We start from the raw sequence: 22414 nt of genomic DNA, 5'->3' as shown, positions 1-22414 counted from the left end.
AGCATATCTTGCTCGCCGTCGGCGACATTAATAAAACTCTTCCAGCACGTCCAGCGCGTCCGCCAGCTTCTTGACCCCGAACACCTGCATGTTGGCCGGCGGCTTTTTCGGCATATTGCCGTGCGGCACGATGGCGCGCTTGAAGCCGTGCTTGGCCGCTTCGGAGATCCGCTCCTGGCCGCTCGGCACCGGGCGAATTTCCCCCGCCAGCCCCACTTCGCCGAACACCACCAGATCGTTCGGCAGCGGCCGATCGCGCAGGCTCGAGACCAGCGACATCAGCAACGCCAGATCGGCGCTGGTCTCACTGACTTTCACCCCGCCGACCACGTTGACGAACACGTCCTGATCCGACATCTGCAGCCCGCCGTGCCGGTGCAGCACCGCCAGCAGGATCGCCAACCGGTTCTGCTCCAGGCCCACCGCCACGCGGCGCGGGTTGGACATCATCGAGTGATCCACCAGCGCCTGGATCTCCACCAGCAGCGGACGGGTGCCTTCCCACACCACCATCACCGAGCTGCCGGAAGTGACTTCATCGCCGCGGCTGAGGAAGATCGCCGACGGGTTGCTGACTTCGCGCAGCCCCTGTTCGGTCATGGCGAACACCCCCAGCTCGTTGACCGCGCCGAAGCGGTTCTTGTGGCTGCGCAGGGTACGGAAGCGGGAATCGGCGTCGCCGTCCAGCAGCACCGAACAGTCGATACAGTGTTCCAGCACTTTTGGCCCGGCCAGCGAGCCGTCTTTGGTGACGTGGCCGACCATCACGATCGCCACGCCGCGCGTCTTGGCGAAGCGCGTCAGGTAGGCGGCGGTTTCCCGCACCTGCGCCACGCTGCCCGGCGAAGACTGAATGTCCGCCATGTGCATCACCTGAATCGAGTCGATCACCATCAGCTTCGGCTGTTCCTGCTCGGCGATCAGGCAGATCTGCTCGATGCTGGTTTCCGACAGCATGTTCAGGCCGCCGGTCGGCAGCCCCAGACGGTGAGCGCGCATCGCCACCTGCTGCAGCGACTCCTCACCGGTGACGTACAGGGTTTTCATCTGTTCAGACAGCTTGCACAACACCTGCAGCAACAGGGTGCTCTTGCCGGCGCCGGGGTTGCCGCCGATCAGAATCGCGCTGCCGGGCACCACGCCGCCGCCCAGCACGCGGTCGAACTCGAGAAAGCCGGTGGTGAAGCGCGGCAGCGCCTCCAGGCTGATTTCCGACAGTTTCTGCACCTTGCTGACGCCGGCGTCGCCGGCATAGCCGCTGAGGCGATCGTTGCGCGCCGCGGCGGGCGACGCGGCCAAACGCACTTCCGTGATGGTGTTCCAGGCATGACAGGCGCTGCACTGCCCCTGCCAACGCGGATAGTCCGCCCCGCACTCATTGCACACAAATGCCCGTTTTGCCGCTTTTGCCACGTCTTACCTCAATCTTTCGTTATCGCACTTCGTGTTTCAGGCTGCCGGTGAGAATACACAGCACGCCCATCAAATCCGCATGCCGGATCGATACCTGCGCTTTTTCATACACTTTCGGCTTGGCGTGGTAGGCGATGCCCAGCCCCGCCGCCTGCATCATTTTCAAATCGTTGGCGCCGTCGCCGATAGCCACGGTTTGCGCCAGCGGGATCTCCAGCTTCTCCGCCAGCCGCAGCAGCGTGTCGGCTTTAAACTGCGCGTCCACCACCGGCCCCAGCACTTCGCCGGTCAGCTTGCCGTCGCGGATCTCCAGCTCATTGGCCGCCGCCGCCACCAGCCGCAGCCGGTTGCGCAGGTATTCGGCGTAGTAGGTGAAGCCGCCGGAGGCGATCGCCACATGCCAGCCCATCGCCTGCAGCTTGCCCACCAGGCTGGTCAGCCCCGGCATCAACGGCAGCTCGTCGCGCACCTGCTTGAGGATGTTGGCGTCGGCCCCTTTCAGCGTGCCGACACGCTGGCGCAGGCTGGCGGTAAAGTCCAGCTCGCCGCGCATCGCGCGTTCGGTGACTTCCGCCACCTGTTCGCCGACGCCCGCCAATTTGGCGATCTCGTCGATGCACTCGATCTCGATCGCCGTCGAATCCATGTCCATCACCAGCAGCCCCGGCGTGCGCAGGTGCGGGATCTTGCCGAGCGGCGCCACGTCCAGCCCGCTCTCCGCCGCCAACAGCTTGGCGCGCGGCGTCAAGGTGCCCGCCAGGCGCACCACCTGATAGTCGTCCACGCCCCAGGCGGTGACGATCACCATCGCCGCGCCCAGCTTGCGTTGGAATTGGGTAATGCGCGCCTTGTCCAGCTTCCTGCCGTATAACAGCCACCCGGTATTGCCCGCCCGGTAGTCCAGCGGCATCACTTCGTCGCCGCTGAGCGAAAGGGGAAGACCCGGCCATTGAGAGATCTCCGCCGGAAGATCGCAATAGGTCAGACTGTTTGACATCATTGACTCCTGAATGGACAAAAACGCTGCATGATAAAACGACGCATCAAGCTATCCTATCGCCAGCGGTTCTGGCAACATAAAGTGTCCCCGATGCCCAAGGAACCTGCATGGCTCGCGCTAAACTGAAATTTCGCCTGCACCGCACCGCTATTATCCTGATTTGCCTGGCTTTGCTGGTGCTGCTGATGCAGGGCGCCTCTTATTTTAGCCTGAGTCACCAAATGGCGCGATCCGAGCAGGTGGAAGAGCTGGCGCAGACGCTGACCAAACAGGTCGCCTACAGCCTGGCGCCGCTGCTGGACGACGACGGCAACAACCCGCGCATCGACGCCATCCTCAAGCAGCTCACCGATCACAGCCGCATTCTCGACGTCAGCGTGTATCAGTTGGACGGCACGCTGGTCTCCCACGCCGGGGAGCAGATAAGTATACGCGATCGCCTGTCGCTCGACGGCAAACGCGCCGGCAGCTACTTCAACCACCAGTTGGTCGAATCCATTCAGGGCAAAGACGGCCCGATCGGCTTTATCCGCATCACCCTCGACACCCACGTGCTGGCGACCGAATCCAAACAGGTGGACAACACCACCAACCTGCTGCGCCTGATGATCCTGCTGGCGCTGGCGATCGGCATCATTCTGGCGCGCACCCTGCTGCAGCACCGCCGCAGCCGCTGGCAACAGTCGCCGTACCTGTTGACCGCCAACACGCCACTGGAAGAAGGCAATACGGTGGAAGACGACGAGGATGCGCCGGAGACAAAGCAGGAAGCGCCGAAGAAGGAGTAACTCAGGCCAGGCGTTGAATGCGTTCGTGCAGCTTCTGCAGTTGCGCCAGCATTTGCTCGGCAATCGCGCGGAAGGCTTCGCTGATGTCGTCATGTTGCGCCGTGCGCCGCCAGAACTCGAGAGCCAATAGCTCCGCTTGCCGCCAGACGGCGCCGCTCACCTCATTGCTCAAACGGATCTCCACCGCGTCATGGCGCAGATTGCCGCTGCTTGCCGGGGCAAAAGCCATCGGCAGCATATCGTACAAAGGCGCCAACATGACCGGCCGCTGCGTTGGCCGCAAGAACGACAGATTACCCTGGTGCATATCGCTATTGGCGATCAAGCGGCCAAAGGCCCAATACAGGGCAATCCGTTGGCAGGCAGAGCGATCGATCGCGCCTTGCTGCAATAACCGATTAGCCGCCACAACCCAGTTGGCATGGCCGCTGCCGCTGAACTCGGCATCCAGCGCCTCCAGTGACACCATCGCCACCCGCCCTTCTTCGCCGATGCGATCAAAGCGCTCTACCTCTAAAAAGCATTGTCGATCGGCGCCAAACAGGATTTGCGCCGTTGCGGCAGGCAATCCCGCAGCGGCGACCGTCTGCAACGCCAGCGACTCGGCGATCAGCAAATCGCTCCAGCGCTGTGCAATGGCATGCGTCGGCGCCAGACTGAACTTCACCAAAACATGCGCACGATGCCCAGGCGTCAGCTCAGCATAGGCGGCAAATTTGGGTTGTTCGCCACCGGCGGAGGAACCCACCAACTCCCCGGCCAGCGCCTGGACAGACAATGCGGCGTAACGCTCGGTTTTATCTTCCGCCGCGATAGCGACGGCAGTCTCCCGCATCAACCAACGCTGATAGCTGTCGGCGCCAGGCAGCAAATCGCCGGTCATGTCTTCGCCATAACGGCAGAGCGCCAACAGACGTTGGCCCTCATCCCATCGCCGCACATCCTCCGGCAAATTCAACTCGTGGGCCGCCGCTTTGCCCCAGGCTCGCCCAAGAAAGCCAATCGGCCTCAGGTCATTCAGATACCATGGCAGGCCGTCATAGAGCTGCCACTCTCCGCTGCGCTCATCGCACACCGCACAGTTATCGGCAGGATACAGCGGGCAAAGCGTGGCAAACAGGTGCGCCTTACCCCGTTCATCAACCCGATACAGCGGAAACTGCCTCTCACCGCCGATCCCGCGCCGCAATACATAGCGCGTCGCCTTACCTTTACCGAGGATCAATACGGCGCCCGCCAGTTCGCGGATACGGCGCGATAGCGTCGGCTGGCTGATGCCCAACGCTTCTGTCAGTTGACGAGCCGTGGCCGGCCCATGACGCAAAACATGTTCAACGGTGAGCATCGGATGAATAGATTGGTGAATAGATTGATAGAGGAAGTAATAGCGTTAAATGGCAGGAAGGTAAAGCGTTAGCCAAAAACGGCCGTGCGGAGTGAATAGATTGACGGGCGGGCGCCATGACGACGCCCGCCGCGGTATTACGCTTTGTCGCCCAGCAGCACGGATTCCAGCGCGATAACGATCATTTCGTTAAAGGTGGTCTGGCGTTCCGCCGCCGTGGTCGCTTCGTGACGCAGGATGTGGTCGGACACGGTGCAGATGGTCAGCGCTTTACAGCCGAACTCTTCGTACAGCTCCGCCGCCACGCCGTAGATGCCGGCCGCTTCCATTTCCACGCCCAGGATGCCGTACTTCTTCATCACCTGGAACATGTCCGGATCCGGGGTGTAGAACAGATCGGCGGAGAAGATGTTGCCCACGCGCGCCGGGATGCCCTGCGCCGCCGCGGCGTCGACCGCGTTGCGCACCATGTCGAAGTCGGCGATCGCCGCGTAGTCGTTGTCCTTGAAGCGCAGACGGTTCACCTTGGAGTCGGTGCACGCGCCCATGCCGATCACCACGTCGCGCAGTTTGATATCGTCACGCACCGCGCCGCAGGAACCCACGCGAATGATCTTCTTCACGCCGAACTCGGCGATCAGCTCGCGCGCATAGATCGAGCAGGACGGGATGCCCATGCCGTGGCCCATTACGGAGATGCGGCGGCCTTTGTAGGTGCCGGTGAAGCCCAACATGCCGCGCACGTTGTTCACTTCCACCGCGCCTTCCAGGAAGGTTTCGGCGATGTATTTTGCGCGCAGCGGATCGCCCGGCATCAGTACTACGTCAGCGAAATCACCCATCTCAGCATTAATGTGCGGCGTAGCCATAATTCTCTTCCTTTAAATCGTATTAAATAGCGTTAAACGTATAAGCCGTGGTATGTCAGACGGCGGCCAACTGCGCCACCGCCTTAAACTCACGAATTAAAACAGGGTCTTACCATAATCCATCGGCGACAGGCCAAAATAATTGGCGACGGTCTGGCCGATGTCGGCGAAGGTCTCGCGGTGGCCCAGCGAGCCCGGTTTCACTTTCGGGCCGTAGACCAGCACCGGGATGTGCTCACGGGTGTGATCGGTGCCCGGCCAGGTCGGGTCGCAGCCGTGGTCGGCGGTGAAGATGATGATGTCTTCGTCTTTCACCAGCTTCAGCAGCTCCGGCAGGCGGCGGTCGAACAGCTCCAGCGCGGCGGCGTAGCCCGCCACGTCGCGGCGGTGGCCGTAAGAGGAGTCGAAGTCCACGAAGTTGGTGAACACGATGGTGTTGTCGCCGGCCTTTTCCATTTCAATCAGGGTCGCGTCGAACAGCGCGTCGATGCCGGTTGCCTTCACCTTCTTGGTGATGCCGACGTTGGCATAGATGTCGGCGATTTTACCGATCGACACCACTTCGCCGCCCTTCTCGTCCACCAGCTTTTTCAGCACGGTCGGCGCCGGCGGCTCTACCGCCAGATCGTGGCGGTTGCCGGTGCGCTGGAAGTGGCCCGGCTTGTCGCCGACGAACGGACGCGCGATCACGCGGCCGATGTTGTAACCGCCTTCGGTTAGCTCTTCACGCGCGATTTCGCACAGCTCGTACAGGCGATCCAGGCCGAAGGTTTCTTCATGGCAGGCGATCTGGAACACCGAGTCGGCGGAGGTGTAGAAAATCGGCTTGCCGGTTTTCATGTGCTCTTCGCCCAGCTGATCGAGGATCACGGTGCCGGATGAGTGACAGTTGCCCAGGTAGCCCGGCAGGTTGGCGCGCTCCACCAGCTTATCCAGCAGCGCCTGCGGGAAGCTGTTGTGCTCGTCCTTGAAGTAGCCCCAGTCGAACAGTACCGGCACGCCGGCGATTTCCCAGTGGCCCGACGGCGTGTCTTTACCGGAAGAGAGCTCGCTGGCGTATGCGTAAGCGCCGATGATATCGGCATTGCGATCCAGCCCCTGCGGGAAGTTGCCGGTGGACTCTTCCGCCGCTTTGCCGAGCCCCAGGCGGCTCAGGTTAGGCAGCGTCAGCGGGCCCTGGCGGCCCACGTTGGCTTCACCGCGCGCGCAAACCTCGGCGATGTGGCCCAGAGTGTCGGAACCCTGGTCGCCAAAACGTTCGGCGTCTTCGCTGGCGCCGATGCCGAAGGAGTCCAATACCATAATAAATGTGCGTTTCATCTGTGCTCTCCTGCGTGTTCTCACGCTTTGGACGGCCGCGAAAAAGCCGCGGCCGTTCCTGATTCTTGGGTTATTCCGTGACGCGCTTATACACCACCGGCGTCGCCTCCGGCGCCTTGTCGCTCAGCGTCATTGCGCTACGCACCGCATCGGCCGCCTGCTGCCAGCTCTCTTCATCGTTGGCGTGGATCATCGCCAGCGGCTGCTGGGCATCCACCTTATCACCCAGGCGCGCCACCTCGGTCAGACCGACGCTGTAATCGATGGCGTCGCTCGCCCGGCGGCGGCCGCCGCCCAGCGAAACCACCGCCATGCCCAGCGCGCGGGTATCCATGGCGCTGATGATGCCCGGATTTTCAGCATACACCGGCTTGCTCAGCGTTGCCGCCGGCAGATAGCTATCATAACGTTCGACGAAGTCTATCGGCCCTTGCTGCGCCGCGACCATGCGGCCAAACACTTCCGCCGCCTTGCCGTTGTCCAGCACCGCCTGCAGTTTGGCGCGCGCATCGGCCTCGTCATTCGCCAGGCCGCCGGACAGCAGCATCTCCACGCACAGCGCCAGCGTCACTTCCAGCAGGCGCGGATTGCGGTATTCGCCGGTCAGGAAGCGCACCGCTTCGCGCACTTCCACCGCATTGCCGGCGCTGGAGGCCAGCACCTGGTTCATGTCGGTCAGCAGCGCGGTGGTCTTGCAGCCCGCGCCGTTGGCCACGCCGACGATCGCCTGCGCCAAATCTTGCGACAGGGCGTAGGTCGGCATAAAGGCGCCGGAACCGACCTTCACGTCCATCACCAGCGCATCCAGCCCTTCCGCCAGTTTCTTGGCCAGAATGGAGGCGGTGATCAGCGGGATAGAATCCACGGTGGCGGTGATGTCGCGGGTGGCGTAAAAACGTTTGTCCGCCGGCGCCAGCGAGCTGGTCTGGCCGATGATCGCCACGCCGACGTCCTGAATAATTTTGCGGAAGGCGTTATCGTCCGGGAAAATATTGAAACCCGGAATAGCTTCCAGCTTGTCCAGCGTGCCGCCGGTATGCCCCAGGCCGCGGCCGGAGATCATCGGCACATAGCCGCCGCAGGCCGCCACCATCGGGCCGAGCATCAGCGAGGTCACGTCGCCCACGCCGCCGGTCGAATGCTTGTCGACGATCGGGCCGTTCAGCGCCAAACTCTTCCAGTCCAGCACGGTGCCGGAATCGCGCATCGCCATGGTGAGCGCCACGCGCTCCGGCATGCTCATGTCATGGAAATAAATGGTCATCGCCAGCGCGGCGATCTGCCCTTCCGACACCACATTGTCGCGAATGCCGTTGATGAAAAAGCGGATTTCCGCTTCGCTTAACGGCTGGCCGTCGCGTTTCTTACGAATAATTTCTTGAGCCAGGAACAAGGCATCCCCCTGTGTCGCCGAGAGTCGGTGCAGACGGGCGCGCCTGGCGCCCGCCAACGAAATCGATCAGTAGCCGCCGCCGGCGGTCTGGGTCTGGTGGCCCAGCGCGGTCAGCAAGCTGGCCAGCAGGCTGGAAGCGCCAAAGCGGAAATGCCGCGCATCGGCCCACCCCTCGCCCAGAATACGATCGGCAAGTTGCAGATAATGCAGCGCGTCTTCCGCGGTGCGCACGCCGCCGGCCGGCTTGAAGCCCACCGTCTTCGCCACGCCCAGATCGCGGATCACCGACATCATCAGCTCGGCGCTCTCCAGGGTGGCGTTGACCGGCACCTTGCCGGTGGAGGTCTTGATAAAGTCAGCCCCGGCCTTGATGGCGATCTCGGACGCCTTGCGGATCAAATCGGCCTGTTTCAGCTCACCGGTTTCGATGATCACTTTCAGCAGCACGTTAGCCGCCTGGCAAGCCTGCTTGCACTGTTTCACCAGCTCGAAGCCGACCTGTTCGTTGCCGGCGATCAGCGCACGGTATGGGAACACCACGTCCACTTCATCCGCGCCATAGGCGATCGCCGCGCGGGTTTCCGCCAGCGCGATGTCGATATCGTCATTGCCATGCGGGAAGTTGGTCACGGTGGCGATGCGGATGTCCGGCGTGCCTTGCTCGCGCAGCGCCTTACGCGCCACCGGGATAAAACGCGGGTAGATGCAGATGGCCGCCGTGTGGCCGGCCGGGCTGTTGGCCTGACGACAGAGCGCGATCACTTTCTCGTCGGTGTCATCATCATTCAGCGTGGTTAAATCCATCAAGTTCAGCGCACGTTGCGCTGCTGCGGTTAATTCGGTCATAAAACTCTCCAACTGAGTACCTGGGTGTTGGCGAGCGGACTTGGTTCCATGAAGATAGCGCTGGGGAACGGCGTTCCCGCGGCGGCAACTGAGATCCTTCTCACCGCACATGGCCACCCGCCTTGCGGCCGGCCAGTAATAGCTATTTGAACACGAATGCCGGAGGCGATTCGCGTTCATCGTCACACTATATGAAATAGCACTGTAACAGACCGGAATTATATGTGAAGAGCATCACAAAATAACGCGATATCGTTCACAAATTCGCTAAAGAAGCGGCTGAAGATCGCGGGTGCGGCAAACACCCGCGTTGCTTAGAGTATAGGCGGAGTCCCGCGATCGGTCGCGCCGTCGCGGGCTCCGTGATGACTTACAGCGCCAGGAAGAAGCCGGCGATGGTGGCACTCATCAGGTTGGACAGCGTGCCGGCCGCCACGGCCTTCAGACCGAAGCGCGCGATGTCGTGGCGACGGTTGGGCGCCATGCTGCCCAGACCGCCCAGCAAGATCGCCACCGAGGAGAGGTTGGCGAAGCCGCACAGCGCAAAGGAGATGATCGCCTTGGTGTGCGTCGACAGCACCTGCAGGCCTTCCGCCGCCACTACGTCATCCGGGCGCAGATAGGCGCCGAAGTTCATGTAGGCGACGAATTCGTTGACGATGATCTTCTGGCCGATGAACGAACCGGCGGTCATCGCCTCGCTCCACGGCACGCCGATCAGGAAAGCGATCGGCGAGAACACCCAGCCGAGGATCAGTTCAAGCGACAGCTGCGGATAATCGAACCAGCCGCCGATACCGCCGAGAATACCGTTAAGCAAAGCGATCAGCGCGATAAACGCCAGCAGCATCGCACCGACGTTCAGCGCCAGCTGCATGCCGGAAGCCGCGCCGGAAGCCGCCGCATCGATCACGTTGGCCGGACGATCCTCTTCGGCGATCAGCTTCATCGCATCGTCTTTATCGTGGGTCTGCTCGGTTTCCGGCACCATCAGCTTGGCGAACAGCAGCCCGCCCGGCGCGGCCATGAAGGACGCGGCGATCAGATATTCCAGCGGCACGCCCATCTGCGCGTACCCCGCCAACACCGAACCGGCTACCGAGGCCAGGCCGCCGCACATCACGGCGAACAGTTCTGACTGGCTCATGGTGGCGATATAGGGGCGTACCACCAGCGGCGCTTCGGTCTGGCCAACGAAAATGTTGGCGGTCGCCGACAGCGATTCGGTGCGCGAGGTGCCCAGCAGCTTGTGCAGGCCGCCGCCCAACACGCGGATCACCAACTGCATGATGCCGAGGTAGTACAGCACCGCAATCAGCGAGGAGAAGAACACGATCACCGGCAGGACGCGCAGCGCGAATACGAAGCCGCCGCCGCCGAACACCTCGAACATCTTGTCGGACACCAGCCCGCCGAAGATGAACGAAATGCCCTGATTGCCGTAGGCGATAACGTTTGCCACGCCGTTAGACATACTGCCGAGAATGCTGCGGCCCAGCGGCACGTACAGCACCAGCGCGCCGATGCCGACCTGAATGATGAACGCCCACACCACGGTGCGCAATTTGATGGCCCGACGGTTGCTGGAGAGCAGCACCGCAATGGCGATCAGCACCGCCATACCGACCAGACTCATGATGAGTTGCATGCAAAGTTTCCCTGTTGCAAAAAATAAAATACATCCCTGCTCATGAAGAGAGGTCTGCTATTGGAGAGTTTCGGGGGGATTATACTGAGCGAGGTCACCCTCGCACCGATTTATGTCACAAATGTATACAACGAGACGCAAATGAAAATCCTATAACGTGACACAAGTCACGTTATAAGCTCATCAATCCGGCATGGCAAACAGTGACTGGGTATTGCGTTGCAGATGAGCGGCGATCTCGTCGGCCGGTTCCGGCCGCAGCTCGCACAGCGCGTGAAACACCTCGGCGGCACGCTCGGGGCGATTCGGCTGCCCCTGATAACCGGCCAGCGGCATGTCCGGCGCATCCGTCTCCAGCAGCAGCGCCTCAAGCGGCAGCTGCGCCATCACGCCGCGCGTTTTCTGCGCCCGCTCATAGGTGATGGTGCCGCCCACGCCGATGTAATAGCCGAGGCGGATAAACGCCTGCGCCTGCGACAGGCTGCCGGCGAAGCCGTGCACCACGCCGCGACGCGGCAGCTGCATGCGCCGCAGCGCCGCGGCCAGCTGATCGTGGGTACGCCGCGAGTGCAGGATCACCGGCAGGTCATGCTGTTTCGCCAGCCTCAGTTGGGCCAGCAGCACGCTTTGCTGGCGCTCGAACTGCGGGTTGTCCATATACAGATCGAGCCCGATCTCCCCCACCGCCACCAGCTTGCGCGGCCGTTCGGCCAACAGCGCCGCCAGCTGTTCCAGCTGCGGCTCATGATGCTGCGCGATATACAGCGGGTGCAGCCCCAACGCGGCGAACAGCGGCGCGTGATCCTGCGCCAGCCGCAGCACCCGCGTGAAGCGATCGGCGGTAACCGTCGGGACGATGATGCGCTGCACGCCGGCGCTTGCCGCCCGCGTCAGGCTCTCGGCCTCATGTCCGGTAAAGGGCGGGAAATCGAAATGGCAGTGGGTGTCGGTAAAGGCGTAGCTCACAGCGCGCCCCCTTCACCCGGCGGCAGATCGCCCGGCAGAATGAGCTTCGGCGCCGCCACCGCAGCCTCCGGCTGCGCCGTGAGATCGGGCGACATGGCGATGTCGGTCACGATCGGCGAAGGCATTCTGACGTTCTCCGGCTGGATAAGGCGGCGCGACAACGATTTTTGCACCTTGATACCGTCCGGTTCCTGCTGCGCCATCCACTGGCCGACGGTGGCCAGGAAGTAGCGGCCGCAGCGGCGCCCCAGGTGATAATCCTGATTGAGCGCCCCCAGTCGGCTGCCCAGCGCATTGCTGGCCAGCGGCTTAGGCGGGAAGATCTCGAAGATGCGCAGCTTGCCCGGCGGCTTCTCGATAAAGCGCTGGATGCGGTGATAGCTTTGCTCATGATGCTGCAGGATGCGCACCATCTGCTGCAGGCTGCTGTCGCTCAGCCAGTGCTCCATGCGCTTCATCCACTGCGGGGTGTAGTACATTTGCGAAGGCACGGTGCGGATCACCACGATGGTGTCGGCGCCGCGGCGGTAGGCCTCTTCCACCGGGATCGCATCGCTGATGCCGCCGTCCTGATAGCTGACGCCGTCCAACTCCACGCCCTGACGGTAAAAGCCGGGAATGGCGCTGGACGCCTTGATGGCCGGCAGCCAGCGTTCACGCTGCGCCGGCAGATAGGCCGGTTCGAAATCGTCGCTGCGGCAGGCGCACAGCAGGAATTCGCGCCCGTCGATAAAATGCTGTTCCGCCACGTCCATCGCCAGCGGCATCTGCGCCGCCGCCGTATCAACCAGCCAATCGAGATCGATCAGATGCCCGCCGCGCACGAAGCGCAGCGGATTGAAGAACTGGGCCGAGGTGGTGTAACGGGTGATCACCCGGCGCGCGTAGCCCATCTGCCCGCAGATATAGGCGGACAGATTTTGCGCGCCGGCCGACGTGCCAATCAGCAGATCGAAAGGGTTAAAGCCCGCGCGCTGAAACTCGTCCAGCACGCCGGCGGTGAAAATGCCGCGCTGGCCGCCGCCTTCGCAGACCAACGCCATTTTTCCTGGTCGAAAAGGTTTAGACGCCAGCGGTTCTATATTGCCGAGCGTGATGGGTATTCTGTATCCCAACTTGGCATCCTCAGTGAGACGTTTTCTCCGAGGATACCGCGTCTCGCTCTCTTCCGTAATCCTCTTGCAGCACGCCGACGAGGAAATCATTGCTGCCGGCCAACCAGGCACCATCGCTGCCGGACCATTCGGCCCACGCCTGCCATACCTGACCTTTCAGCTGTTTCCAGCGCCCGACGATGATGTCGCTGTTCATGGCCGGCCCTCCCCGAGGTGAGAAAAGGAATTAAGCTTTGTTACAGTTTGCAGGAAAATGCCGGCCGGCTAAGGGCGCCGACGGCCGGTGAACAGGCTGACCAGGAACAGGATGATGCCGACAACGAACACGACTTTGGCGGCCCAGGCGGCGGTGCCCGCCAGCGAACCGAACCCCAGTGCCGCAGCGATAAGCGCGATGACTAAAAAGATAATGCCCCAACGAAACATAAGCTTCTCCTTACCATTGTGAAAAAATTCGCTGCCGTCTACCGCCCCGACACCGGACGTCGACGGCAAATCAGTTTCTTTTTTTGGTGGTACACGTCGGGCCGCCTTGACGGCCCGACAGATGCGGCTTGTTGTTACTTGTTACGGGCGCCTGGCGGGATTACGGCTTGACCACCAGGTCGTTTTTCACGCTTTTCACGCCGTCGATAGCCTTGGCGATGCTTTCGGCACGCTCAGACTGCGCCTGCGTTTTCACCTCACCGGAAAGCTGCACCACGCCATCGGTGGTTTCCACTTTCACATTGCGCGACGGCACGATGTCATCGGCCAGCAGCTTGGCTTTCAGCTCGCTGGTGGTGGCGGTGTCGCCGGCATACGATTTGATCGACTGGTTGGCTTCATCTTTCACGTGCAGCTTGTCGCTGACGGTTTTGACGCCTTCCACCTTACCGGCAACCGCAACCGCATGCTCCGCCTGCGCCTGGCTGCCGACAAACCCGCTCAGGATCACGGTGCCTTTTTCGGTTTTCACCGAAATGTCAGTGCTTTTGATGGTTTTATCGTCCACCAACGCACTTTTAACTTTAGCCGTTATCGCGCTGTCATCCATGTAACCGTCAACTTTTTTCATGGAGCTATCGATTTTGGCACCGGCACTGTCCGCGGCGTTAGACGCCTTGTTGAGCAGACTGTCTTCGGCCAGCGCAGTGCCGCTCACCAAAGCAGAACCCAAAACAACAGCCATCAGCGAGTGTGCAAATTTGGTCTTTTTCATCGATCTCTTCCTTTTGTTGGGGGCCCCAGCGCCAGAGCGCCGGAACCCTTCAGCCGCCTTCACGCGGCCTCTCGGTAAATACTTCATCATCGCTATACGATTAAGCGTTCACGACAGGAATATTGCAACCGCCGTGCCAACTCCATAAACACCTTAAAAATCAAACAAAAAAAGCATTGAGTCGGATTTTTAATCAAAAAACTGTCACCTATTGACGACAGACTAAGTGACACGAAACGGTAAAACAGTCATCTCATTGATATTTAAGGAAACAGACTGTCTCCTATCGGCAACACATCAGAATAACTCACCAAACAATCAGCGTATTACAGTGATTTACTCTCAAGCAATGTGCAGACATCTCGTTAAAGATAGACCATGCGGCGGAAAACGCAGGCCTAACGAACGCTGCCTGGCGATATCGGTTTGCGGCATAAAAGGTGAGGAAGTTTTATTAATTAGCGGAGTGAGGATGAGGGAGATTGGCAGGGCGCACCGGGCGCCCTGCCGATTTATCAGTGTTCGCGGGTTTTGCGGAAGGTCACGTCAGGATAGCGTTCCTGCGTCAGGTTGAGGTTCACCATGGTCGGCGCGATGTAGGACAGGTTGTCCCCGCCGTCCAGCGCCAGGTTGATCTCGTTCTTGCGCTTGAACTCTTCGAACTTCTTCACGTCGTCGCACTCGACCCAGCGCGCGGTCGACACGTTGACCGATTCATACAGCGCTTCCACGTTGTACTCGCTCTTCAAGCGCGCCACCACCACGTCGAACTGCAGCACGCCGACCGCGCCGACGATCAGATCGTTGTTGGCGATCGGGCGGAACACCTGCACCGCGCCCTCTTCGGACAGCTGCACCAGCCCCTTCAGCAACTGTTTCTGCTTCAGCGGATCGCGCAGGCGAATGCGGCGGAACAGTTCCGGCGCGAAGTTCGGAATGCCGGTGAACTTCATGTCTTCACCCTGGGTGAAGGTATCGCCGATCTGAATGGTGCCATGGTTGTGCAGACCGATAATGTCGCCCGGGTAGGCTTCTTCCACGTGCGAACGGTCGCCGGCCATAAAGGTCAGCGCGTCGGAGATCACCACGTCTTTGCCGGTGCGCACCTGGCGCAGCTTCATGCCCTTCTCATAACGGCCGGACACCACGCGCATAAAGGCCACGCGGTCGCGGTGCTTCGGATCCATGTTGGCCTGGATCTTGAACACGAAGCCGGTGAATTTCTCTTCCGCCGCCGTCACTTCGCGGGTGTCGGTTTTGCGCGGCATCGGCGCCGGCGCCCAGGCCACCAGGCCGTCCAGCATATGATCCACGCCGAAGTTGCCGAGTGCGGTACCGAAGAACACCGGCGTCAGCTCGCCGCTCAGGAAAGCTTCCTGATCGAACTCGTGAGAAGCGCCCTGCACCAGCTCCAGCTCATCGCGCAGCTGCGCCGCCAGATCTTCGCCCACCGCCGCATCCAGCTCTGGGTTGTTCAGGCCCTTGACGATGCGCACTTCCTGAATGGTGTGGCCTTTACCGGTCTGGTACAGGTAGGTTTCATCCTTGTACAGGTGGTAAACGCCCTTGAACAGCTTGCCGCAGCCGATCGGCCAGGTGATGGGCGAGCAGGCGATCTTCAGTTCGCGCTCAACTTCATCCATCACTTCCATCGGATCGCGAATGTCGCGGTCCAGCTTGTTCATGAAGGTCAGGATCGGCGTGTCGCGCAGGCGGGTGACTTCCATCAGCTTGCGGGTGCGATCCTCAACGCCCTTGGCGGCGTCGATCACCATCAGACAACAGTCGACCGCGGTCAGGGTGCGATACGTATCTTCGGAGAAGTCTTCGTGCCCCGGGGTATCCAGCAGGTTGACCAGGCTGTCACGGTACGGGAACTGCATCACCGAGGTGGTGATCGAGATCCCGCGCTGCTTTTCCATTTCCATCCAGTCGGATTTGGCGTGCTGGCTGGAGCCGCGGCCTTTTACCGTACCGGCGGTCTGGATCGCCTGTCCGAACAGCAGCACTTTTTCGGTAATGGTGGTTTTACCGGCATCGGGGTGCGAGATGATGGCGAAAGTTCTTCTTTTGGAGACTTCGCGGGCAAATTCACTAGGAGACATGGTTTTCAGGTTCTACGGTTAGTCCGCCCTGCGACATCATCAGAACGCGCCGATCGCGGCGCCGGGCAAAGCGGTGAATAAAAGATAACAGCCGGGCATTTTCGCCGATTTGCCAACCGGTGACAATCAATGCTTTTTCCGGCCGGGCTGATTACGCCAGCGGCAGCGCCATCACGATCGCGTCTTCGCGGCCGTGGGCGCTCGGGTAATAATTGCGGCGCACGGTGACTTCGTTGAAACCGAGATCTTCATACAGCGCGATCGCCGCCTGGTTGGAGGCGCGCACCTCCAGCCACAGCGTGACCACGCCGCGGCTCTCCAGCTGTTCGATCAACGCGTTGAGCAGCAGGCGGCCAAAGCCCCGGCGCTGGTGCTGCGGATGAATGGCGATGTTGAACAGCGTGGCTTCGTCCAGCACGATCTGCGTGATGGCGAAACCCGCCATCTCCCCATCGGCGCTCAGCTTCAGGTTAAGGTAGCGATCGCCCTGATTGCTGGCGAAGGTGGTTTCCGTCCAGGGGAAAGCGTGGCTGGCTTGCTCAATGTTGAAGGCCGTGGCCAGGTCGGCCGCCGTCAGGGTAGAAATCGTGTTCATGATGACAAATCTGCTGCCAGAGGGCGCGTTTGGCCCCCGCGTCTTGGGAAAGCTCGGCCAGCGCCGGGCTGTGTAGCTGCGCGCCGGCGACCGCGAGCGGTTCCACCACGCCCAGCCGCCAACTGTTGCATGCGGTCTCTGCAGGCAGCATCGCCACCTGTTCCGGCGTCAGGCTGTAGGTTTGCGCCGGCGTCAGCCCCAGGCTGCGCAGCACGTCGCAAAACAGCGGATCGTCGGGCGCCGGCAGCGTCTGCGCCACCACCAGCAGGCGCGCCTCGGGTGGCAGACTGACCGCCACTTCGCCCTGCAACACGCCCGGGCGGCGCAATGTCCACTGCGTAATACCCAGTTGTTGTAACAGCCAGTCGCGTTTTGATGCCATGCCGATTCCTACCCGTTGTGGTGCGCCATGCCTGCCATGCGCCGCGCTATGCTAACAAACCCGCGCAGCCCGCGCCAACAAACCCGTCGAACATATCGCCACAAAGCTCTATAATCCCCGGTCTCATTTCCAGGAGCCAATATCTGATGTCTGCATTAACCCCCGCCAGTGAAGTCATGCTGCGCCACAGTGATGAATTTATCGAACGCCGCGTGCTGTTTGCCGGCGACCTGCAGGACAGCCTGCCGGCCCAATTCGAGGCCGCGGACGTGCGCGTCCACACTCAGCAATACCATCACTGGCAGTTACTGAACCGGACGATGGGCGATAACGTGCAGTTCGGTTTGACCGTCGATCCCGCTTTCGTCGCCGACTGCGACACGCTGGTTTACTACTGGCCGAAGAGCAAGCAGGAAGCGCAATTCCAGCTGTGCAACCTGCTGGCGCTGCTGCCGGTGGGCGCGGACGTGTTCGTGGTCGGTGAAAACCGCAGCGGCGTGCGCAGCGCCGAGCCAACGCTGGAAGGCCACGTCACGCTGGTGAAAATCGACAGCGCGCGCCGCTGCGGCCTGTATCACGGCCGCCTGGACGCGCAGACCGAGTTCGACCTGAACGAGTGGTGGGACAGCTATCAGCTGCACGATCTGGAAGTGAAAACGCTGCCGGGCGTGTTCAGCCGCGACGGCCTGGACGTCGGCAGCTCGCTGCTGCTGTCGACGCTGGAAAAACACATGAAAGGCAAGGTGCTGGACATCGGCTGCGGCGCCGGCGTCATGGCCTCGGTGATGGCCAAGCTGTCGCCGAAGGTGAAACTGACCCTCAGCGACGTCAATGCCGCCGCGGTGGAATCCAGCCGCGCAACGCTGGCCGCCAACGGCATCGAAGGCGAAGTGATCGTCAGCAACGTTTACTCCGATATCACCGGCCGTTTCGACATGATCATCTCCAACCCGCCGTTCCACGACGGGCTGCAGACCAGCCTGACCGCTGCCGAAACGCTGATCCGCGGCGCGGTGAAGCACCTGCCGATCGGCGGCCAGTTGCGCATCGTCGCCAACGCCTTCCTGCCCTACCCGGACATTCTGGACGCCACCTTCGGCAGCCACGAAGTGCTGGCGCAAAACGGCCGCTTCAAGGTGTACCAGGCGACCGTCGGCCGCCCGCCGCGCGCGCCGAAGAAAAAATAAGTTTCCGTTGGCGGAAAACGACAGAGCGCGGCCCGAGGCCGCGCTTTTTTTTAGCCGTTGATATAGGTCATCGACTCCGCGCCGTAGCGATCGCCGGCCGCCGCGCTCAGCGGAAACACCGCTTCTATCGCCGCCAGTTCAGCCGCGCTCAGCGCGATCTCCGCCGCGGCGACGTTCTCTTCCAGATAGCGACGGCGTTTGGTGCCGGGGATCGGCACAATGTGTTCGCCCTGCGCCAATACCCAGGCCAGCGCCAACTGAGAAGGCTTGACGCCCTTCTGCGCCGCCAGCTCGCTCACCTTCGCCACCAGCGCCAGGTTGCGGGCGAAGTTTTCCCCCTGGAAACGCGGGTTACTGCGGCGGAAATCGTCCTCGGCCAGATCCTCCGGCCGCCGGATAGCGCCGGTGAGGAAACCGCGCCCTAACGGGCTGTAGGGCACAAAACCGATGCCCAGGCGCTCGCAGGCCGCCAGCACGCCCTGCTCGGCGTCGCGCGTCCACAGCGAATACTCGGTCTGCAGCGCGGTGATCGGATGCACCTTGTGCGCCCGCTCCAGCGTGGCGACCGACGCCTCGCTCAGGCCGATGTGGCGGATCTTGCCTTCTCGGATCAGATCCGCCATCGTACCCACGACGTCTTCGATCGGCACTTGCGGATCGACCCGGTGCTGATAATAGAGATCGATCTCCTCCACGCCCAAGCGCCGCAGGCTCCCCTCTACGGAGCGCCGGATATACTCGGGCCGGCTGCTGACGCCGCGCGCCGAAGGATCCGCCGGATCGCGCAGGATGCCGAACTTGGTGGCCAGGAACACCTGTTGCCGCTTGCCCCTGATCGCCTCCCCCACCAGCTCTTCGTTGGTGTGCGGCCCGTACATGTCGGCGGTGTCGAGCAGCGTGACGCCCAACTCCAGCGCCCGGTGCAGCGTGGCGATGGCTTCCTGCCGATCGGCGCCGGTGGAATAGAAGTCGCTCATGCCCATGCATCCCAGCCCCAGGGCGGAGACGACGGGACCGTTGGAGCCGAGTTTACGTTGTTGCATTGTGCTGCCCTCATGCGATGAATGGATAACGCAGCAAAGTCTGGTTGTTTACGCGACAAAGATAAATAATGCAGATTGCACATCACTATTCAAAAATCACCAACAATCCGGAGTGGACATGGATCAGGTTCAAGCCATGCGCATTTTTACCCGCATCGTCGAACTGGGCAGCTTCAGCCGGGCGGCCGAACGCCTGCAGCTGCCGCGCGCCACGGTCAGCAACGCGCTGAAACGGCTGGAACAGCGGCTGGGCGTGCGCCTGCTGATCCGCACCACCCGCCAGGTGCAGGTGACCAGCGAAGGGAGCCTCTATTACCAGCGCTGCGTGCAGCTGCTGGGGGCGCTGGAAGAGGCGGACACGTTGTTCAGCCAGCATAAGCTGCAGCCGTCCGGCAAGGTGCGCATCGATATGCCCCATTCGCTGGCGCGCGAGGTGGTGATTCCGGCGCTGGACGACTTTTATCGGCGGTATCCCGACATCACGCTGGCGCTGGGCGCCAACGACACCCACGTCGATCTGTTGCGCGAAGGCGTGGACTGCGTGCTGCGCGCCTGGGAAACCGAAGACGACGGCCTGGCGGCGCGGCGCATCGCCCAGCTGCCGCAGGTCACCTGCGCCTCCCCCGCTTATCTGCAGGCCCACGGCACGCCGCTTGACATCGATAGCCTGGAGCCGCATCGCGCGGTGGGGTATTTTTCACTGGCCAGCAACCGCGATTACCCGCTGGAATTCTGCCGCGGCGGCAAGCTGGAACTGCGCGAACTGCCCGCCCGGCTCAGCGTCAGCGGCGCCGACGCCTACATCGCCGGCGCGCGCGCCGGCATGGGATTGATTCAGGCGGCGCGCTATTCGCTGGCGCCCTGGCTGAAACAGGGAGAGCTGGTGGAAGTGTTGGCGGACACGCCGCCCCCGCCGATGCCGATTTACATCATGTATCCGCCCGGCCGTTTCCTGGCGCCGCGGGTCAGGGTGTTGATTGATTGGCTGATTTGGCTGTTTGACCAGCAGAAAAGCGGCGATATGGCTGTTTTTCCAGCAAACGCCCGCAAAGCGGGGAAATAACTGTTGACGTGCCCGCCAAAATCTCTAGAATTCGCCTCCGTGGTAACGTTACTCCGGTAATGTTTCTGGTACGCGAAGGTGGCGGAATTGGTAGACGCGCTAGCTTCAGGTGTTAGTGTCCTTACGGACGTGAGGGTTCAAGTCCCTCTCTTCGCACCAAATAACCACATGATTTATATTGCACTCAGCATCGATGCGAAGGTGGCGGAATTGGTAGACGCGCTAGCTTCAGGTGTTAGTGTTCTTACGGACGTGAGGGTTCAAGTCCCTCTCTTCGCACCAAGCTGGCGACGTAATATAAATCAAAGTAACAACATCGACTGTGCGAAGGTGGCGGAATTGGTAGACGCGCTAGCTTCAGGTGTTAGTGTCCTTACGGACGTGAGGGTTCAAGTCCCTCTCTTCGCACCAATTGATGATCTCTCCGGTAGTTCCTTCGAAAAAATCCCAACGCATTGATGATAAACACGCTTAAGCGTGGTTTTGCCGTTTCTGGCGTTTCACCCAAAGCTGAAGTTGAGGCTGACTGCCGCCAGGCCACCCGCCAGCGCCATGCAGGAAGGCAGCAGCAGATAGTGGCGCAGCCGGCTATTGAACAGCATCACCAGCGTGGCCAACATCGCTATCACGATCAGGGTGCGCAACTGCAGCATATCCAGGTTGATCAAGGCCAGCAGCGGCATCAACGCACAAGGTAGCAAAACGCCCCAGGCGCTGGCCAGGCGATCCCCGAGGCACCAACTGACGCCCCACAGCCCGCACGCGGCAATCATGGCAGTGAGCATGACACCCCTCCTTAAGTGATAATGATAACCAATATCATATAACACTTTTTTGGCCGCTGCATCATTTTCACTGCGCTGACCAAACTCAGATGACACCAGCAGGAAAAAATGATAATTTGACATAAGAAAATTCCTAGTCCTGTTTGCATGATAATAATCACAATCCTCAACCATGCAATTCAAGTGGATATTCGCGCCAAAGGAATGCTTCTCAACCTTAATTATTCGACAGAACGACTTTGCAAAGAGTGACCTCCGTATGAACGCCCGTTCTTATCAGGAATTACTGAACAGCAAGCAGCGCCTGGCATTATTTCTTTTTCTGATAATGAATGCCGCCTCTTCCGTATTTACATTATTGTTCCCTTTTAGGGATACGCCCGCATTTACCCTACCTTTATTATGTATACCGCTATTTTGTCTGGTAGCGGCGCTATTTTCCCTGCAAACGCCACGTAACTATTTGTACAAACTCAACCTGTTCGCCAGCGTACTCGGCCTGCTCTGGGCCGCACATATTTACGTTAAAAGTCAATATTGCCTACCGAATAACCAAGATTTTTTATTAATTAGTTTGTTTAGCATCTTTTTTATCAGCGCTATTTCTCTGACGGATAACTTTACCGCCTTTTGTTTACACGCCGTACCTTCCGCAATGATGATCCTGGCTTTAGACGGCATGCATAATACCCTGCGGATATTATTCACCACGCTATTACCTATTATCGCTTTCTCCATTCATCACCTGATGTTGAAACGCAGTGAAATCTTTACCCACGCGCTGGTGGCCAACCTGTATAACGAGCGGGACAAATTCAATAATTTGAGCATGCTCGATCCCCTGACCGGCCTTTATAACCGACGTGGGCTGGAGAATAAGATCACTATGCTGCTGGAACCGCAAACCGGCCACCATTACGTGCTATTGCTGGATATCGACCACTTCAAGGTCTACAACGACAGCTACGGCCACGCCATGGGCGATCGGGCTTTGGTGCAGGTGGCGGTCGCCATCCGCGATGCGGTGCGTTCGCGCGATATCGTGGTGCGTTACGGCGGGGAAGAGTTTTTGGTGCTGCTGACCAACGTGCACGAAGGCTACGCGGCGCAGCTGGCCGAGCGGGTGCGCCAACGCGTGGCGGAACTGAACATCCCGCACGGCGCCAGCCCGCAGCACAGCGGCACGCTGACGCTTAGCGCCGGCATCTCCGCGCTGGAAAAACTGGACATCGAATCGGCGATAGGCGCAGCCGACGCCGCGCTCTATCTGGCGAAACACAGCGGCCGCAACAATATCCAGCTGGCGCAAAACGTCCAGCCCGTCGTCATTCACCCTTAAGCCGCCGCCGA

At 60.8% G+C, this 22414-nt stretch carries 22 protein-coding genes and 3 tRNA genes; 7 read left to right on the top strand and 18 right to left on the bottom strand.

What is annotated here, in order from left to right; all coding sequences use genetic code 11:
- Window positions 1-27 precede the first annotated feature (27 nt).
- Window positions 28-1413: a DNA repair protein RadA gene (radA, locus tag ACJ8OK_RS11350; protein ID WP_025159617.1), complete on the bottom strand. Its 1386-nt coding sequence runs from the start codon at window positions 1411-1413 to the stop codon at window positions 28-30.
- A gap of 19 nt (window positions 1414-1432) precedes the next feature.
- On the bottom strand, window positions 1433-2410 hold the full coding sequence (gene serB / locus ACJ8OK_RS11345) for a phosphoserine phosphatase (protein WP_004933052.1): 978 nt from the start codon (window positions 2408-2410) through the stop codon (window positions 1433-1435).
- Between the two features lie 110 nt (window positions 2411-2520).
- On the opposite strand from serB, the gene ACJ8OK_RS11340 reads away from it, so the two are divergent.
- On the top strand, window positions 2521-3201 hold the full coding sequence (locus tag ACJ8OK_RS11340; RefSeq protein WP_033631744.1) for a YtjB family periplasmic protein: 681 nt from the start codon (window positions 2521-2523) through the stop codon (window positions 3199-3201).
- Window position 3202: 1 nt separating this feature from the next.
- Here ACJ8OK_RS11340 and yjjJ read toward each other — a convergent pair whose 3' ends face one another.
- The 14 genes from yjjJ to ACJ8OK_RS11270 form a co-directional block, all read right to left on the bottom strand.
- Window positions 3203-4546, bottom strand: a complete 1344-nt coding sequence (gene yjjJ, locus ACJ8OK_RS11335) for a type II toxin-antitoxin system HipA family toxin YjjJ (RefSeq protein ID WP_442530587.1) — start codon at window positions 4544-4546, stop codon at window positions 3203-3205.
- 137 nt (window positions 4547-4683) lie between these two features.
- Window positions 4684-5415 carry a purine-nucleoside phosphorylase gene (deoD, locus tag ACJ8OK_RS11330; protein ID WP_004933059.1) on the bottom strand — a complete coding sequence of 244 codons (732 nt, stop codon included), beginning with the start codon at window positions 5413-5415 and terminating at the stop codon, window positions 4684-4686.
- A gap of 96 nt (window positions 5416-5511) precedes the next feature.
- On the bottom strand, window positions 5512-6735 hold the full coding sequence (gene deoB, locus ACJ8OK_RS11325; protein ID WP_004933063.1) for a phosphopentomutase: 1224 nt from the start codon (window positions 6733-6735) through the stop codon (window positions 5512-5514).
- Between the two features lie 70 nt (window positions 6736-6805).
- Window positions 6806-8128, bottom strand: a complete 1323-nt coding sequence (gene deoA, locus ACJ8OK_RS11320; RefSeq protein ID WP_004933068.1) for a thymidine phosphorylase — start codon at window positions 8126-8128, stop codon at window positions 6806-6808.
- 66 nt (window positions 8129-8194) lie between these two features.
- Window positions 8195-8974: a deoxyribose-phosphate aldolase gene (deoC, locus tag ACJ8OK_RS11315; RefSeq protein ID WP_004933072.1), complete on the bottom strand. Its 780-nt coding sequence runs from the start codon at window positions 8972-8974 to the stop codon at window positions 8195-8197.
- A 370-nt stretch (window positions 8975-9344) separates the two neighbouring features.
- Window positions 9345-10622 carry a NupC/NupG family nucleoside CNT transporter gene (locus ACJ8OK_RS11310; protein ID WP_004933076.1) on the bottom strand — a complete coding sequence of 426 codons (1278 nt, stop codon included), beginning with the start codon at window positions 10620-10622 and terminating at the stop codon, window positions 9345-9347.
- A gap of 183 nt (window positions 10623-10805) precedes the next feature.
- Window positions 10806-11588 carry a TatD family hydrolase gene (locus ACJ8OK_RS11305; protein ID WP_033631742.1) on the bottom strand — a complete coding sequence of 261 codons (783 nt, stop codon included), beginning with the start codon at window positions 11586-11588 and terminating at the stop codon, window positions 10806-10808.
- Entirely contained in the window at window positions 11585-12703 is a 1119-nt protein-coding gene (locus ACJ8OK_RS11300; protein ID WP_033631741.1) for a patatin-like phospholipase family protein, read from the bottom strand. The genes ACJ8OK_RS11305 and ACJ8OK_RS11300 overlap by 4 nt, the downstream gene beginning before the upstream one ends.
- Window positions 12704-12713: 10 nt before the next feature.
- The gene (locus ACJ8OK_RS11295; protein ID WP_004933086.1) at window positions 12714-12899 is read right to left on the bottom strand and encodes a CsbD family protein; all 186 of its coding nucleotides are present in this window, start codon (window positions 12897-12899) and stop codon (window positions 12714-12716) included.
- 68 nt (window positions 12900-12967) lie between these two features.
- Window positions 12968-13129 (bottom strand): DUF1328 domain-containing protein, encoded by a 162-nt coding sequence (locus ACJ8OK_RS11290; RefSeq protein ID WP_004933089.1) that lies wholly within the window; start codon window positions 13127-13129, stop codon window positions 12968-12970.
- Between the two features lie 160 nt (window positions 13130-13289).
- Window positions 13290-13904: a molecular chaperone OsmY gene (gene osmY, locus ACJ8OK_RS11285; protein WP_004933091.1), complete on the bottom strand. Its 615-nt coding sequence runs from the start codon at window positions 13902-13904 to the stop codon at window positions 13290-13292.
- Between the two features lie 515 nt (window positions 13905-14419).
- The gene (gene prfC, locus ACJ8OK_RS11280; RefSeq protein ID WP_004933094.1) at window positions 14420-16009 is read right to left on the bottom strand and encodes a peptide chain release factor 3; all 1590 of its coding nucleotides are present in this window, start codon (window positions 16007-16009) and stop codon (window positions 14420-14422) included.
- A 151-nt stretch (window positions 16010-16160) separates the two neighbouring features.
- Entirely contained in the window at window positions 16161-16604 is a 444-nt protein-coding gene (rimI, locus tag ACJ8OK_RS11275; RefSeq protein WP_033631740.1) for a ribosomal protein S18-alanine N-acetyltransferase, read from the bottom strand.
- The gene (locus tag ACJ8OK_RS11270; protein ID WP_442530586.1) at window positions 16549-16986 is read right to left on the bottom strand and encodes a DNA polymerase III subunit psi; all 438 of its coding nucleotides are present in this window, start codon (window positions 16984-16986) and stop codon (window positions 16549-16551) included. The genes rimI and ACJ8OK_RS11270 overlap by 56 nt, the downstream gene beginning before the upstream one ends.
- Before the next feature lie 146 nt (window positions 16987-17132).
- Here ACJ8OK_RS11270 and rsmC point away from each other — a divergent pair, with 146 nt between their 5' ends.
- Complete coding sequence (gene rsmC, locus ACJ8OK_RS11265; protein ID WP_004933106.1) at window positions 17133-18173, top strand: 16S rRNA (guanine(1207)-N(2))-methyltransferase RsmC; 1041 nt, start codon at window positions 17133-17135, stop codon at window positions 18171-18173.
- Between the two features lie 50 nt (window positions 18174-18223).
- On the opposite strand, the gene ACJ8OK_RS11260 is transcribed toward rsmC, so the two are convergent.
- Window positions 18224-19216, bottom strand: a complete 993-nt coding sequence (locus ACJ8OK_RS11260; protein ID WP_033631738.1) for an aldo/keto reductase — start codon at window positions 19214-19216, stop codon at window positions 18224-18226.
- Window positions 19217-19334: 118 nt separating this feature from the next.
- Between ACJ8OK_RS11260 and ACJ8OK_RS11255 the strand changes: the two genes are divergently transcribed.
- The 4 genes from ACJ8OK_RS11255 (at window position 19335) to ACJ8OK_RS11240 (ending at window position 20690) form a co-directional block, all read left to right on the top strand.
- Window positions 19335-20279 (top strand): LysR family transcriptional regulator, encoded by a 945-nt coding sequence (locus ACJ8OK_RS11255; RefSeq protein WP_015376553.1) that lies wholly within the window; start codon window positions 19335-19337, stop codon window positions 20277-20279.
- 72 nt (window positions 20280-20351) lie between these two features.
- A tRNA-Leu gene (locus ACJ8OK_RS11250) sits at window positions 20352-20438 on the top strand.
- Between the two features lie 36 nt (window positions 20439-20474).
- Window positions 20475-20561 (top strand) — tRNA-Leu (locus tag ACJ8OK_RS11245).
- 42 nt (window positions 20562-20603) lie between these two features.
- A tRNA-Leu gene (locus ACJ8OK_RS11240) sits at window positions 20604-20690 on the top strand.
- A gap of 89 nt (window positions 20691-20779) precedes the next feature.
- Here ACJ8OK_RS11240 and ACJ8OK_RS11235 read toward each other — a convergent pair.
- A complete protein-coding gene (locus ACJ8OK_RS11235; protein WP_004933115.1) occupies window positions 20780-21064 on the bottom strand; it encodes a DUF1435 domain-containing protein in 285 nt (94 codons plus the stop codon).
- 259 nt (window positions 21065-21323) lie between these two features.
- On the opposite strand from ACJ8OK_RS11235, the gene ACJ8OK_RS11230 reads away from it, so the two are divergent.
- A complete protein-coding gene (locus tag ACJ8OK_RS11230) occupies window positions 21324-22403 on the top strand; it encodes a GGDEF domain-containing protein (protein ID WP_442530610.1) in 1080 nt (359 codons plus the stop codon).
- Window positions 22404-22414 lie beyond the last annotated feature (11 nt).

This window comes from Serratia sp. CY71090 (assembly GCF_052166845.1).
Classification (GTDB): domain Bacteria; phylum Pseudomonadota; class Gammaproteobacteria; order Enterobacterales; family Enterobacteriaceae; genus Serratia; species Serratia nematodiphila.
Note: the sequence above shows the minus strand (reverse complement) of the source record. Positions and strands in the feature narration are given on the sequence as shown.

Excerpts from the sequence above, each read along its gene's own strand:
- deoB (WP_004933063.1), bottom strand. The coding sequence starts at position 6,735 with ATGAAACGCACATTTATTATGGTATTGGACTCCTTCGGCATCGGCGCC.
- serB (WP_004933052.1), bottom strand. The coding sequence starts at position 2,410 with ATGTCAAACAGTCTGACCTATTGCGATCTTCCGGCGGAGATCTCTCAA.
- rimI (WP_033631740.1), bottom strand. The coding sequence starts at position 16,604 with ATGAACACGATTTCTACCCTGACGGCGGCCGACCTGGCCACGGCCTTC.
- yjjJ (WP_442530587.1), bottom strand. The coding sequence starts at position 4,546 with ATGCTCACCGTTGAACATGTTTTGCGTCATGGGCCGGCCACGGCTCGT.
- ACJ8OK_RS11260 (WP_033631738.1), bottom strand. The coding sequence starts at position 19,216 with ATGCAACAACGTAAACTCGGCTCCAACGGTCCCGTCGTCTCCGCCCTG.
- ACJ8OK_RS11255 (WP_015376553.1), top strand. The coding sequence starts at position 19,335 with ATGGATCAGGTTCAAGCCATGCGCATTTTTACCCGCATCGTCGAACTG.
- rsmC (WP_004933106.1), top strand. The coding sequence starts at position 17,133 with ATGTCTGCATTAACCCCCGCCAGTGAAGTCATGCTGCGCCACAGTGAT.
- deoC (WP_004933072.1), bottom strand. The coding sequence starts at position 8,974 with ATGACCGAATTAACCGCAGCAGCGCAACGTGCGCTGAACTTGATGGAT.
- osmY (WP_004933091.1), bottom strand. The coding sequence starts at position 13,904 with ATGAAAAAGACCAAATTTGCACACTCGCTGATGGCTGTTGTTTTGGGT.
- ACJ8OK_RS11340 (WP_033631744.1), top strand. The coding sequence starts at position 2,521 with ATGGCTCGCGCTAAACTGAAATTTCGCCTGCACCGCACCGCTATTATC.
- ACJ8OK_RS11235 (WP_004933115.1), bottom strand. The coding sequence starts at position 21,064 with ATGCTCACTGCCATGATTGCCGCGTGCGGGCTGTGGGGCGTCAGTTGG.
- ACJ8OK_RS11295 (WP_004933086.1), bottom strand. The coding sequence starts at position 12,899 with ATGAACAGCGACATCATCGTCGGGCGCTGGAAACAGCTGAAAGGTCAG.
- ACJ8OK_RS11270 (WP_442530586.1), bottom strand. The coding sequence starts at position 16,986 with ATGGCATCAAAACGCGACTGGCTGTTACAACAACTGGGTATTACGCAG.
- prfC (WP_004933094.1), bottom strand. The coding sequence starts at position 16,009 with ATGTCTCCTAGTGAATTTGCCCGCGAAGTCTCCAAAAGAAGAACTTTC.
- ACJ8OK_RS11290 (WP_004933089.1), bottom strand. The coding sequence starts at position 13,129 with ATGTTTCGTTGGGGCATTATCTTTTTAGTCATCGCGCTTATCGCTGCG.
- ACJ8OK_RS11310 (WP_004933076.1), bottom strand. The coding sequence starts at position 10,622 with ATGCAACTCATCATGAGTCTGGTCGGTATGGCGGTGCTGATCGCCATT.
- deoD (WP_004933059.1), bottom strand. The coding sequence starts at position 5,415 with ATGGCTACGCCGCACATTAATGCTGAGATGGGTGATTTCGCTGACGTA.
- ACJ8OK_RS11230 (WP_442530610.1), top strand. The coding sequence starts at position 21,324 with ATGAACGCCCGTTCTTATCAGGAATTACTGAACAGCAAGCAGCGCCTG.